At 70.9% G+C, this 12651-nt stretch carries 10 protein-coding genes; 4 read left to right on the top strand and 6 right to left on the bottom strand.

Features of this window, described 5'->3' with window-relative positions:
- The 6 genes from VLF38_RS09280 to rsmI form a co-directional block, all read right to left on the bottom strand.
- The coding region (locus VLF38_RS09280) for an ABC-F family ATP-binding cassette domain-containing protein (protein ID WP_325270984.1) at positions 1–1828 on the bottom strand (1828 nt) is incomplete at its 3' end.
- An 8-nt stretch (positions 1829–1836) separates the two neighbouring features.
- Entirely contained in the window at positions 1837–2751 is a 915-nt protein-coding gene (locus VLF38_RS09275; protein WP_325270983.1) for a 4-(cytidine 5'-diphospho)-2-C-methyl-D-erythritol kinase, read from the bottom strand.
- Positions 2744–3643, bottom strand: coding sequence for a 16S rRNA (adenine(1518)-N(6)/adenine(1519)-N(6))-dimethyltransferase RsmA (gene rsmA, locus VLF38_RS09270; protein WP_325270982.1), 900 nt, complete (start codon positions 3641–3643; stop codon positions 2744–2746). Before rsmA ends, VLF38_RS09275 begins: the two co-directional genes overlap by 8 nt.
- A gap of 88 nt (positions 3644–3731) precedes the next feature.
- Positions 3732–4856 (bottom strand): ubiquitin-like domain-containing protein, encoded by a 1125-nt coding sequence (locus VLF38_RS09265; protein ID WP_325270981.1) that lies wholly within the window; start codon positions 4854–4856, stop codon positions 3732–3734.
- 265 nt (positions 4857–5121) lie between these two features.
- Positions 5122–6012 carry a TatD family hydrolase gene (locus VLF38_RS09260; RefSeq protein WP_325270980.1) on the bottom strand — a complete coding sequence of 297 codons (891 nt, stop codon included), beginning with the start codon at positions 6010–6012 and terminating at the stop codon, positions 5122–5124.
- Positions 6013–6147: 135 nt separating this feature from the next.
- Complete coding sequence (rsmI, locus tag VLF38_RS09255; protein WP_325270979.1) at positions 6148–6984, bottom strand: 16S rRNA (cytidine(1402)-2'-O)-methyltransferase; 837 nt, start codon at positions 6982–6984, stop codon at positions 6148–6150.
- Between the two features lie 114 nt (positions 6985–7098).
- Here rsmI and VLF38_RS09250 point away from each other — a divergent pair, with 114 nt between their 5' ends.
- The 4 genes from VLF38_RS09250 to VLF38_RS09235 form a co-directional block, all read left to right on the top strand.
- A complete protein-coding gene (locus VLF38_RS09250) occupies positions 7099–8736 on the top strand; it encodes a dolichyl-phosphate-mannose--protein mannosyltransferase (RefSeq protein WP_325270978.1) in 1638 nt (545 codons plus the stop codon).
- 23 nt (positions 8737–8759) lie between these two features.
- Entirely contained in the window at positions 8760–9446 is a 687-nt protein-coding gene (locus tag VLF38_RS09245; protein WP_325270977.1) for a hypothetical protein, read from the top strand.
- Between the two features lie 240 nt (positions 9447–9686).
- Positions 9687–11261, top strand: a complete 1575-nt coding sequence (locus tag VLF38_RS09240) for a choice-of-anchor G family protein (RefSeq protein ID WP_325270976.1) — start codon at positions 9687–9689, stop codon at positions 11259–11261.
- Between the two features lie 78 nt (positions 11262–11339).
- A partial coding sequence (locus tag VLF38_RS09235) for a hypothetical protein (protein WP_325270975.1) occupies positions 11340–12651 on the top strand: 1312 nt, incomplete at its 3' end.

The following is a 12651-nucleotide window of genomic DNA, read 5'->3' as shown; positions in this document are numbered from 1 at the left end:
GGTCGGAGAGCTCCAGCCATTCGAGCTCGAGGCCGTCGGCCTCCGCCTGGAGTGCGGCGACCTGCTCGGCCAGCGATCCGAGCTTCGCGTAGTCGTCGGCTGCGGCCGCCATCTGCGCCTCGAGGTCGGCCTTCTGGGCGTCGAGCTTGACCAGCTGGCGCTCGATGCGGGCGACCGCCTTGCGTGCCTCGCGCTCTTCGGCGCCGCCTGCCCGGGCCTTCGCCGCCTGGGCGGACACCGGCGCAGCAGCACCGGCGCCACCGGCACTGCCCGCCCCGCCGCTGCTACCAGACGACGTGTTGGCGGCTGACGTGGCCGCAAACGGCGCGGCTCCGGCACCGGCGGCGCGGCGCTCGAGGTACTCGTCCACACCCCGCGGGAGGTGGCGGATCTGGCCGTCGCCCATCAAGCCCCAGACCGTGTCCGTGACGCGCTCGAGGAAGTACCGATCGTGGGAGACAACGATCAGCGTGCCCGGCCAGCCGTCGAGGAAGTCCTCGAGGACGTTCAGCGTCTCGATGTCGAGGTCGTTGGTCGGCTCGTCGAGCAGCAGCACGTTGGGCTCGTCGAGCAGGGCCCGCAGCAGCTCGAAGCGGCGGCGCTCACCACCCGACAGGTCCGCGACGCGCGCGGTCAGCCGGTCGCCGGTGAAGCCGAAGCGCTCCAGCATCGACGTCGCGGAGATCTCCCCGTCGGCGGTCTTGGCCACGCGGCGTACCCGCTCCACGGTGCCGAGCACCCGGGCGTCGGCCGGCAGGTCGTCCAGCGCGGACTGGCGCAGCTCGCGCAGGGCGATCGTCTTGCCCCGCTTGACCCGTCCTGCCGACGGCTCGAGGTCGCCGGAGATCAGCTTCAGCACCGAGGACTTGCCGGCACCGTTGACGCCGACGATGCCGACGCGGTCGCCGGGACCGAGCCGCCACGTGGCATGCGACAGCAGCTCCTTCGAGCCCCGCACCAGCGACACGTCCTCGAGGTCGACGACGTCCTTGCCGAGGCGCTGGGTGGCGAACTTCTGCAGCTCGAAGCGGTCGCGCGGCGGCGGCACGTCCTCGATCAGCTGGTTGGCGGCGTCGATGCGGAACTTCGGCTTCGACGTACGGGCCGGAGCGCCACGGCGCAGCCAGGCCAGCTCCTTCTTCATCAGGTTCTGCCGGCGTGCCTCGGTGGCGGAGGCCTGACGGGCGCGCTCCGCCTTCGCCAGGACGTACGCCGCGTAGCCACCCTCGAAGGAGTCGACGACCCCGTCGTGGACCTCCCAGGTCGTCTCGACGACCTCGTCGAGGAACCAGCGGTCGTGGGTGACCACGATGAGCGCGGAGGACCGCTCGCGCATGTGGCGGGCGAGCCAGGCGACGGCTTCCACATCGAGGTGGTTGGTCGGCTCGTCGAGGACCATCAGGTCCCACTCGTCGAGCAGGAGCGCCGCGAGCGAGCAGCGGCGGCGTTCGCCGCCGGAGAGGCCGTCGACGATCCGGTCGAGGTCGAGGCCGGCGAGCAGCACCTCGACGACCTCGCGCGTGCGGTAGTCGGCGGCCCACTCGTGGTCGGCCTTGCCGCGCAGCACCGCCTCGCGCACGGTGTGGTCGTCGTGGAGCGCGTCGCCCTGGTGCAGGTAGCCGATGAGCAGGCCGCGGTTCATCGCGACACGACCGGAGTCGGGCTCCTCGAGGCCGGTCATCACCTCGAGCAGGGTGGTCTTGCCGCCACCGTTGCGGCCGACGATGCCCACGCGCTCCCCCACCGCGATGCCGAGGGAGACCTCGGTCAGCAGCGGGCGGATGCCGTAGGACTTGGAGACCTTCTCGAGGCTGATCAGGTTGGCCATGGAATTGCTCAGAGTCCGTTCACGAGGTGGGCGCCGGCGACGGGGCCGTTGGCGACGAGCGCCGTGTGCCCGTCCTCCTGGAGTACGCCGGCGAGGCCGCGCGCCGCGTCGGCGTCGGCACAGAGGAAGACAACGGTGGGGCCCGAGCCGCTGACGAGGCCCCGCAGGGCGCCCGCTGCCTCACCGGCCGCGATCAGGTCCCCGAGATCGGGGCGCAGGTCGACGGCCGGAGCCTGCAGGTCGTTGTGGAGCGCTGCCGCAAGGGCCACGACATCCCCGGCACGGAGCGCGCTCAGCACCGCCGTCGCCGGCGCGGGCTCCGGTGACACGGACGGCGACAGCTCGTCATAGTGGCGGTAGACCGCTGGCGTCGAGAGGCCCCCGGAGGTCGAGGGCACCACGACCCACCACAGCACGGCATCGCCCGCCGGCAGGGGCGTGACGATCTCGCCGCGGCCGGTGCCGAGCGCGTGGCCGCCGTGGAGCGCGAAGGGGACGTCGCTGCCGAGCTCCGCCGCGAGCCGGAGCAGGTCGTCATCGGCGGTCTGCAGGTCGAGCAGCCGGTCGAGTGCGACCAGCGCCGCGGCGGCATCGGCGGAGCCGCCTGCCAGACCACCCGCGACCGGGATGCCCTTCGTGATCGTCACGGAAGCCGTCACCGGCACACCGTGCAGCGCGGCCAGCGCACGCGCAGCCGCGGCCACGATGTTGGTGTCGTCGAGCGGCACGGCCGAGGCGTCGACGTACGGCGCGGCGTCCAGCCCGAGCGACCACTCCGACGAGGCAACGGCGGCCACGTCGTCGTACAGGCCGATGGAGGTGTAGACGGTCTCCAGCGGGTGGAAGCCGTCCTCGCGGGGTGCGCCGACGCCGAGGTGGAGGTTGATCTTCGCGGGCGCCCGGACCGTGATCCGCTCACTCATCGACGGCGTCCAGGTTGCGCGTCGCGACGATGCCCGGGAGGCCCTCGGCGATGCGGATGAAGTCCTCGATGAGCAGCGACTCGCCGCGCGCGAGCGGGTCGATGCCGGCTGCCTCGAGGGCTGCGTCGATCTCCTCAGCCGTGCCGACGGCGCCCCGCAGCGCACCGCGCAGGGCCTTGCGGCGCTGGGCGAACGCCGCGTCGATGACCGCGAAGACCTGCTCACGGCTCGCCGTGGTCGCCGGCGGCTCGCGGCGGGTCCAGGCGACCAGACCGGAGTCGACGTTGGGCGCAGGCCAGAAGACGTTGCGGCCGATCGCTCCCGCGCGACGTACGTCGGCGTACCAGGCCGCCTTGAGGGAGGGGACGCCGTAGACCTTGGTGCCGGGGCGCGCAGCGAGCCGGTCGGCGACCTCGGCCTGGACCATCACCAGGCCGCGCTCGAGCGACGGCAGCAGCGCCAGCATGTGCAGGAGCACGGGAACGGAGACGTTGTAGGGCAGGTTCGCCACGAGCGCCGTCGGCGCCGGGCCGGGGACCTCGCGCACCCGCAGGGCGTCCTGCACGACGAGGGCGAAGTTGGCCGCCTGGGCCGGGGCGAACTCCGCGATCGTGCGCTCCAGCCGCGACGCGAGCAGCTCGTCGATCTCGATCGCGGTGACGTGGCCGGCGACCTCGAGGAGCGCGAGGGTCAGCGAGCCGAGCCCGGGACCGATCTCGACCACGACATCGTGGGCACCGATGCCCGCCTCACGGACGATCCGGCGGACCGTGTTGGGGTCGATGACGAAGTTCTGCCCGCGCTGCTTGGTCGGGCGGACGTCGAGCTCGGCGGCGAGTGCGCGGATCTCGGCGGGGCCCAGGAGGCGCGGGGCGTCGGATCCTGTCGTCACGCGCAAACCTTAGTCGCCCGGGACGCAGTACGCCGACCCGGTGCACGAGGCACGGGGTCGGCGTACTGGGTGAGCGGGGTGGAGCTGATCAGCGGAGGCCGAGCTGCGCCGAGCAGTGCGGCCACTGGCCCCAGCCAGCGCGCGACTGAAGGATCTGGCCGCGCTTGATCTGCTCCTCGCGGCTGTGCTCGTGCGGGAGGCCCGTGCCGCCGACGGAGTGCCAGGTCGAGGCCGAGAACTGGATGCCGCCGTAGTAGCCGTTGCCCGTGTTGAGGGCCCAGTTGCCGCCCGACTCACACTGTGCGAGGCGGTCCCAGACCGTGCTGCCACCGGCGAAGTTCGCGGCGACGACGCGCTCCTTGGTGCCGACCTTGACGATTGCGTCGACCGGCTCGCGAAGCACCTTCTGGGTCACGACCTTCTTGGCCACGAGATCGCCGTTGTGGAAGACCAGGCGGTAGGTGACGTCGCGCAGGCCGTTCTTGCCGGCCTTGACCGTCTCGGTCTCGTCCTCGTACATCGAGGAGTCGGACTGCTTGATCGTCCGGAAGGGGACGACCTCGCCGTCGACGCTCTTGCTGGTACGGCGCACCTTCGTGACCGTGATGGTCATGTCGTCCTCGACGAGCGCGTCGCGCTTCGGCTTGACGATGTCGTCCTTGTCGACGCTCGCACCGAGCGCCTCGAGGACGTCGGCCACGGTCTCGCCGGCGATCTGCTTCTTGACCTTGTCGGCCTTGCCGACCTTGATCGTGAGGTTCTTGGGGGTGACCACCGTCAGCTTCATGCCGGTGCGGTCGATCGAGGCACCACGGCTCGCGGAGAGGTCGGCGCCGAGGTACCGGCGGCCGATCTCGGCCAGCGCGTCGGCGACGTTGGTGGAGTGGACCCAGTGGGTCTGCTGCTGGCCGTCGACGGTCAGCTCGAGCGGGCGACCGAAGCGCACGGTGATGCGGGCGCCGTCGGCGACTTCCTCGTCGAGACCGGGAGCGACGATGTCGTGCTCACCGATCTCGATGCCTTCGCCCTCCAGGACCTGGCTCACGGTGCCGCTCATCGTGTGGATCGACTCGGACTGGCCATCCAGGGAGAGCGTCATCTGACGCGAGAGGGAGGCGTAGCCGACGGTGGTGCCGACGACGGCGATCACGGTGGCTGCCACGAGGGCGATGAGCAGGTGCTTGCTGTTGCTGATCAGCGCGAGGGGGCGCACGGGTCTCCAGACTTTGCAGCTTCCGGTCCTCGGGGGCCCTCCACCTGACCCGAGTCAGAGTCGTGGAGCGCGGTGGTGGGCCTCGATGGACCCGGCCCGATACCGGCTGTTGGAAAGACCCTAAGCGCTCGTGACGCCGATTGCTAACTCTTGCAAGCAGGGTCACACGGGGCATGTGGGACACGTCACGGACATACCCGGACATCTGCCCCAGAGGTCACACCCACCCCACGTCGTACGCCGCAGCGCGCGGCGCCGGCCGCTCTCACCAAGCGCCGTAGACCGCGTCGGTGCTGGCTGCGACGGCCGCACAGAGCTCGCCCAGGTCGTCTCCGCGCGCCTCCGCCATCGCCCGCATCGTCAACGGGATCAGGTAGGACGCGTTGGGCCGCCCGCGGAACGGAGTCGGCGTGAGGAAGGGGGCGTCGGTCTCGACCAGGATCCTGTCGCGCGGTGTCACTCGGAGGGCGTCACGCAGGCCCTCGGCGTTCTTGAAGGTGACGGTGCCGGCAAAGGAGAGGTGCGCGCCGCGGTCCAGGCAGGCCTTCGCGAAGTCGGCGTCGCCGGAGAAGCAGTGCATCACCCAGCGCTCGGGGGCACCCTCGCTGTCGAGCACCCGCAGCACCGCGTCATGGGCCTCGCGGTCGTGGATCATCAGCGCCTTGCCGTGGCGCTTGGCGATGTCGATGTGGCGGCGGAAGGACTCCTCCTGCGCCGCCAGCCCGTCCTCCGACGTACGGAAGAAGTCGAGGCCGGTCTCCCCGATGCAGCGCACTCGCTCGTGGTCGCGGGCGATCTCCTCGATGCCGGCCAGGTGCTCCTCGAGCAGCCCCCGCTCAGCGAGGCGAGGCGCCTCGTTGGGGTGGAGCGCCACCGCGGCGAGGACCCTCTCCTCACGAGCCGCGAGCTCGGCCGACCAGCGCGAGCTCTCCAGGTCGACGCCGACCTGCACGATCTTGGGTACGCCGGCCTTCTCAGCAGCCTCGAAGGCCGCTTCCGGAGAGAGCCAGTCGTCCCCGTCGGCGATGTCGAGGTGGCAGTGGTTGTCGACGACCGGGTGCGGCAGCGGCTCCGGCGCGGGCGGACGCTCTCGGTTGCGCTTCGCGCCCGACTTCTCCTCGGTCGCGGCGCGCTGGCGCAGGGGCTGGTCGCTCATGCCGACGAGGTTAGTCGGGTGGTCCCCCGCACCGCGCCGCGCGCCGCGGACCCGGCTGGATCGCTCGCTCGCTGCGCTCGCTAACACGCCCAAGTGCCGGGCCTCACGGCCCGCCACGCGGCACAGGCGACCACCTCACCCCTTGTGCACCGCGTCGTACACCTCACGCTTGGGGACGCCGGCCCGGCGCGCGACCTCGAGGATCGCGTCCTTGCGGGTGGCCCCTTCGGCCTCGATCTCGGCGACGAGCCCACGCCAGGCGTCGGGGTCCTGGGGCACGTCGGAGCCGGGCGCGATGCCCTGGACGACGAGGGTGATCTCGCCGCGGACCTCGCCCTCGGCCCAGGTGACCAGGTCGGCGAGCGGGCCGCGGATCACCTCCTCGTAGGTCTTGGTGAGCTCGCGGCAGACGGCTGCTGGACGGTCCGGCCCGAAGGCCTCGGCCAGTGCCGCCAGGACGGCGCCTGTGCGGTGCGGGGCTTCGAAGAAGACCATCGTCCGCTCTTCCTTCGCCAGCGAGGCGAGCCGGCGGGAACGCTCGCCCGCCTTGCGCGGCAGGAAGCCCTCGAAGCAGAACCGGTCGACAGGCAGGCCGCTCACGGCGAGCGCGGTCAGCACCGCGGACGGTCCCGGCACCGCCGTCACGTGGACGCCGTGCTCCACGGCCGCCGCGACCAGGCGGTAGCCGGGGTCGGAGACCGACGGCATCCCGGCGTCCGTCACCAGCACCACCCGGGAGCCCGACAGCAGCATCTCCAGCAGTTGCGGCGTACGGCCGGCTTCGTTGCCCTCGAAGTAGGAGAGCACCCGAGCGGTCGACTCGACACCGAGATCGGTGACCAGGCGGCGCAGGCGCCGGGTGTCCTCCGCGGCGATGACGTCGGCCGCGATGAGCTCGGTCGCGAGCCGCGGCGGCGCGTCCTCGACCCGGCCGATGGGGGTGGCGGCGAGGATGAGGGTGCCGGAAGTCATGGGGCGATCATCGCAGGGCCACACGTGCGGGCCCGCGTGACCACACGCGCAGACTCGCGTGACCACACCTGCGAGTTCGGCACGGGAGACTGCAGGGATCCGTAAGGTTGCGACGTGTCCGAGCCCTCCCCCGCCGCCCACCGCGGCCGTCCGCCAGCGCTGGAAGGGCCGCTTGCCGGATGGCTGGCCAGCCTGGCGGTCTTCGGACTGGCGCTCTTCCTGCGACTGTGGCACCTCGGCCGCCCGCACGAGTTCGCCTTCGACGAGACCTACTACGCCAAGGACGCGTGGTCCCTGCTCCACTTCGGCTTCGCGCGCAACTACGCCGAGGGAGCCGACAAGGAGATCCTCGCCGGCCACACGAGCGGCCAGTGGGCGAGCGGACCCGAGATGGTCGTGCACCCCGATGTCGGCAAGTGGCTGATCGCGCTCGGCGAGAAGGCCTTCGGCATGGACCCGTTCGGGTGGCGCGTGGCGTCGGCGGTCACGGGCGCCCTCATGGTCCTCGTGATGGTGCGACTGGCCCGGCGGATCACCGGCTCGATGATGCTCGGCCTCGTCGCGGGCCTGCTGCTCTGCCTCGACGGCATGCACCTGGTCCTGTCGCGCCTCGCCCTTCTCGACATCTTCGTCGCCTTCTTCATCCTCCTCGGCGTCCACTGTGTCGTCGCCGACCGGCAGTGGATGCGGCACCGCCTGATCGTGCTGGGGCGCCAACGGCTCCTCCTCCGCCCGTGGCTCCTCGGCGCCGGCGTCAGCTTCGGCCTGGCGTGCGGCACGAAGTGGACCGCCATCTACCCCCTCGCGGCGTTCGGGATCGCGGTCTGGCTCTGGTCAGCCGGCGCCCGCCGCGCGACCGGCATGCGCTTCCCCGTCGCGAAGTCCGCGGTCCTCGACGGCATCCCGGCCTTCTTCCACCTGGTGGGCGTCGCCCTCGTCGTGTACGTCGCCAGCTGGGGCGGCTGGCTGGCCCACGCGCACACCTACGAGGAGAGCCTCTCCTCGACGCAGTACCACCGCTACGTCAGCTGGGACGGCACGTGCACCGGCGGCGACGAGTCCGAGCTCAAGGACGTGACGTACGACGACGACCGCCAGTGGTCGACCGCGAAGGCGAAGGATGCGAGCGGCCTGGGCGAGGTCACGCAGTCGCTGCACTCGCTCTGGCTCTACCACCAGGACATGTACCGCTTCCACACGACGTTCCTGAACTGCAGCACGCACACCTACGCCTCCGACCCCGGCGGCTGGATCCTGCTCAGCCGCCCGGTCTCCGCCTCGGTCCAGAACGACATCAAGCCCGGCACCGACGGCTGCCAGGCCGCCCGCGACAGCCACTGCATCCGCGAGGTGCTGATCCTCGGCAACCCGGTGATCTGGTGGACCGGCGCCGTCGCCCTCATCGCCTCGGCGGTCATCTGGATCGGCCGGCGCGACTGGCGCCACGGCGTCGCGGTGGTCGGCGTGCTCAGCACCTGGCTGCCCTGGCAGCTCAACGACGAGCGGCCGATCTTCAGCTTCTACGCCTCCGCCTTCGTCCCGTTCCTGGTGCTGTCGCTCGTGCTGCTGATGGGGCACCTCCTGGGGCCCGGCCGCGGCCCGTCGTCGCGGCGTACGACGGGGACGATCGTCGCCGGCACCTTCGTCGTGCTGACGATCGCCGCGGCTGCCTGGTTCTGGCCGGTGTGGACCGGCGAGCTGCTGACCTTGCGGGAATGGCAGGCCCGCATGTGGTTCAGCCGCTGGATCTGATCGGTCTGCCTTAGGGTCGGGCCATGGAGCACGAGAGGCAGTTCCCCTACGAGGAGTTCGGTCGCCGGTTCTTCGCGCTCGCGGTGACCGAGGAGCGCATCCTCGCGGGCGTCAACACCCTCGCCGGGCAGCCCATCGACGTCGGCCCGCTGGGCGTCGGTCCGGGCAAGCTCGCCAAGGTCACGGCGAAGGGCCAGATCGGCGCCGCCACCGCCCGTCCGATCGCGGGTGACGCGATCGCCTATCGCGTGACGCTGCCCGTCGAGCTCACCTTCGAGGTCCACCTGCAGCTCGACCGTCACCGTTTCCATGCCGAGCTCGAGGTGCCGCTGATCCTCACGGCCCTCGCCATGGAGGAGCTGAAGATCTTCATCGACGTCGCTCCCCCGCTGCCCAACCAGGTCCGGGTCAAGCTCCGCGCAGAGGGCCTGCGCGCCTCCCTGCTCAACCGCGTCGTCAGTGTCGACACCGAGCTGCAGCGGTTCGTGGCGAAGTACGTCAAGCGCGAGCTCTCCAAGCCGGAGGTGCTCGCGTCCCGCACGATCGACGTGCTCGCGGCGGTGGAGTCGTCATGGACGGCGTACGCCCCGACGCCCGGCGCTGAGCCGGGCATGATCGCCGCCGACCTCAGCGGCGCACTGGAGGCCGAGATCCAGCAGAGCGACCTGATCTCGGAGCTGACCAGCGACCTCCCCGCACCCGACGCCTGACGAATCCGGACAAAGAGCCACAAAAATCCGCAAGGAAAAGGTGCGCGTTCCTCTTTTTCGCCGACTAGCAGAAGCGCGCCCTTTTCGGGCCAGAATGCGGAAAGAAATTGTTTCCAGATTTCGATTGACACGTGGTCCAGACCACCGCTTGAGTTTTCGCGGACGTCGGGGGAATTCGGGTCACCCAAAGGCCGGAATGCGTCCTTTTCTCATTCATTGCTCGAGAGAAGGAAATAGGCCATGTTCGGTTCAACTGAGTGGGGCAGTTCGAAGCGCAGCAGGACCACGCGCCGGGTGTTCGCCGTCGGCGCACTCACCATCACCGCGGTGGCTGCGAGCAGCCTTCCCGCCTCCGCACACTGCGACGGCCTGACGGCCCACGCCTCGGCGAGCGTCATCGGCCAGGGCACCGACGGCGCCGGCCACTCCGAGGCGACGTGGCCCACCAACGCCGGGCCGAACACGAGCGGCCCGGTCACCACCGTCCCGCTCGGCGACGTCGTCGACTTCGGTCAGGGCGGCGGGATGCAGTCGGTCTCCACCACCACCGGTCCGTACGACGCGAGCGCGCTGTCCGGCTTCATCGGCTCCGACGGCCAGGTCACGTTCGACCGCGCCGACGGCGGCTTCGCGCCCGCCAGCGTCGACCTGCTGGCGTACCTGAAGAAGGGCGGCGCGGACCTCTCCGACGCTCTCGTCGATGAGGCGACGCTCCGGTTGGGAGTCGGCGGTTCCGAGGTCATCACCCGCGACGGTCGGGTCATCGACCAGGACGGCGTCGGCGGGCTCGGGCGCTATCGCCTCGGGCAGGCTGACCTCGAGCTCGGCTCACCGCAGATCAAGGAAGCCGCAGCACAGCTCTACGACGCGGTCGGCAACATCGACGACGCCACCGAGACCCAGGTCAACAAGCTCCTCGACCTCACCAAGCTGACTGCTGCCCTGCCGACGGGTGCGTCGCTCACCGCGCGGGTCCACTCCGACATGCAGGACCAGATCTTCAAGCGGATCCTCGCCCAGCCGATCACCACCAAGAACAAGGTGCTCACGGTCGACTTCTCGACCGGCCGCGCGACGATCCACCTCGACCAGATCCTCCACGGCGAGGAGGACGTCGACGGTCCGCTGCTGCCCGGCCAGACCGTGCGCCCGGGCGACCCCACCGGCCTGAACAGCCAGAACCCGAACACCGAGATCATCGACGACGAGATCTACCCGATGATCGCCGAGACCATCCACGACCTGATCGACGAGGTGGTCACCATCGCCGTCGGCTCGGTGGCCGGCGCGCTCGGCTCGGTGACGGTCGACTTCACCGCCACGCTCAAGGGGATCCTGGGCAGCAGCGCGATCTCGACGTGGAGCGTCAACCTCATGGGCGCGAAGGTCAGCCCGGCCACCTGTGCCCCGACCGGCCTGGCCGGACCGACCCTCTGCAGCGTGCTGACCGCCGTGGTCAACACCGCGGTCGTCCCCCTCGCCAACCAGCTGCTCGTCCCGGTGCGCGACCTGCTGCTCGGCGATGCCGGCGCCAACCTCTACGGCCTGGCCATCCAGGACGTGAAGACCGCCCTGATGACCGCGCCCGTGCGCGCGGCTATCGATCCGTTCCTCGAGATCCTGTCGCAGAACGTGTCGCTCCAGCTGAACTCCCAGCGGCTGCAGACCTGCACCCTCGCCGACGGGACCCAGCACACCTCCGGCCTGCAGCTCTCCGCGCTGAGCCTGGCGTTCCGCCGCGCTGCGGCGGGCCCGCGCATCGACTTCGGCAACGCCGAGGCCAGCGCGAAGTGCGACGGCACCTGGTCCGGCTGATCCACACCTGACCGAGGGGCCGCATCTACTTCGGTGGGTGCGGCCCCTCCTCGGTCCCTCTCCCCTAAGGTCACCCTCATGCGTCGCCTCCCCCTGGCCACCGTCGTGCTGCTCGGCATCAGCGTGAGCGCCTGCAGCAGCGACACGCACGACAGCGCACCGACCATCGCAGGAGCGACCGCGGAGGCCGGATCACTCGGCGGCCAGGGGTCGGCCGTGGACGAGAAGGCGCAGTGCGGCGAGCGGGAGGTCGGGCTCGCCCGCCGGCTCTCCAGCGGCGCCACCTGGACGCTCTGCCTCCAGGTCGAGGCCAAGCGCGGCATGGTGCTGCGCACGATCACGCTGATGCCGCCTGGTGGCGCTGCTACCCCGATCGCGCACGATCTCTCCCTGGCGCAGCTCGAGGTCCCCTACGACACCGGCGCCCGGCTGACCGAGGACATCACCAGCGCCGGCTTCGGCGGACTCAAGATGCAGGACCTCGACACGTCGGAGTGCGCCGGAGAGCTGGTCACCGTGCCGGTCCCCACGATCGGCGACGGCTCGACGTTCGGGGAGATCCAGGACCGCGAGGTCGTCTGCAGCGAGGTCACCGACGCGGGGCTCGCCTATCGCTCCGCCGAGAACGGCGATGTCGTCGCCGCCCGCAAGGACCAGTGGACGCTCGCGACGGTCTCGAAGGTCGGCTGGTACGAGTACGTCACGCGCTACACCTTCGGTGCCGACGGCTCGATCACCCCGGACCTCGGCGCCACCGGCGACCTCTCCCCTGTCGACTTCGACGGCAAGCCGGGCCGCGGCTCCGCCGTGGGCAAGGGCGACCACGACCACGCAGCCTCCCACGCCCACAACGCCGTCTGGCGGGTCCACTGGGCGCTGGGTGACGGCCCCCTGGCCGTCGAGCAGTACGACGCGTCCCCCACCGGCGCGTCGGGCGAGAAGGCGCCGGTCCTCGACGGGCGGCTGCAGCGGCTGGAGCGCCCGACAACGGCCGAACGGGCCAGCCGTCGCTGGTGGCGTGTCCTCGCGCCCTCGCTGAAGAACGCGGACGGCCACCCGGCGTCGTACCAGATCGACCTCGGCGCCTCGGACGCCTTCACGTTCGTCGAGGACGCCTCACGCGGGGCACGGAACGGCTATGACGTCGCCTTCACCAACGCCGACGAGTGCGAGGTCTTCGCGACCGGCAACGACGGCGCCTGCGGCGACGGCGTGCTCGACTACGTCGCCGCAGACAAGGCCCCGCTCACCGACGTGGTCTCCTGGATCGCGGTCGGCTTCCACCACGTCCCGCGTGACGAGGACCAGTCGCCGATGGAGCTGCACTGGCAGGGCTTCCGGCTCACCCCTCGCGACCTCACAGCGACGCGCTTCGACCCGCCGTCCTCCC

Source organism: Nocardioides sp. (assembly GCF_035481145.1).
GTDB lineage: Bacteria > Actinomycetota > Actinomycetes > Propionibacteriales > Nocardioidaceae > Nocardioides.
Note: the sequence above shows the minus strand (reverse complement) of the source record. Positions and strands in the feature narration are given on the sequence as shown.

Excerpts from the sequence above, each read along its gene's own strand:
- VLF38_RS09275 (WP_325270983.1), bottom strand. The coding sequence starts at position 2,751 with ATGAGTGAGCGGATCACGGTCCGGGCGCCCGCGAAGATCAACCTCCAC.
- VLF38_RS09260 (WP_325270980.1), bottom strand. The coding sequence starts at position 6,012 with ATGAGCGACCAGCCCCTGCGCCAGCGCGCCGCGACCGAGGAGAAGTCG.
- rsmI (WP_325270979.1), bottom strand. The coding sequence starts at position 6,984 with ATGACTTCCGGCACCCTCATCCTCGCCGCCACCCCCATCGGCCGGGTC.
- VLF38_RS09245 (WP_325270977.1), top strand. The coding sequence starts at position 8,760 with ATGGAGCACGAGAGGCAGTTCCCCTACGAGGAGTTCGGTCGCCGGTTC.
- VLF38_RS09240 (WP_325270976.1), top strand. The coding sequence starts at position 9,687 with ATGTTCGGTTCAACTGAGTGGGGCAGTTCGAAGCGCAGCAGGACCACG.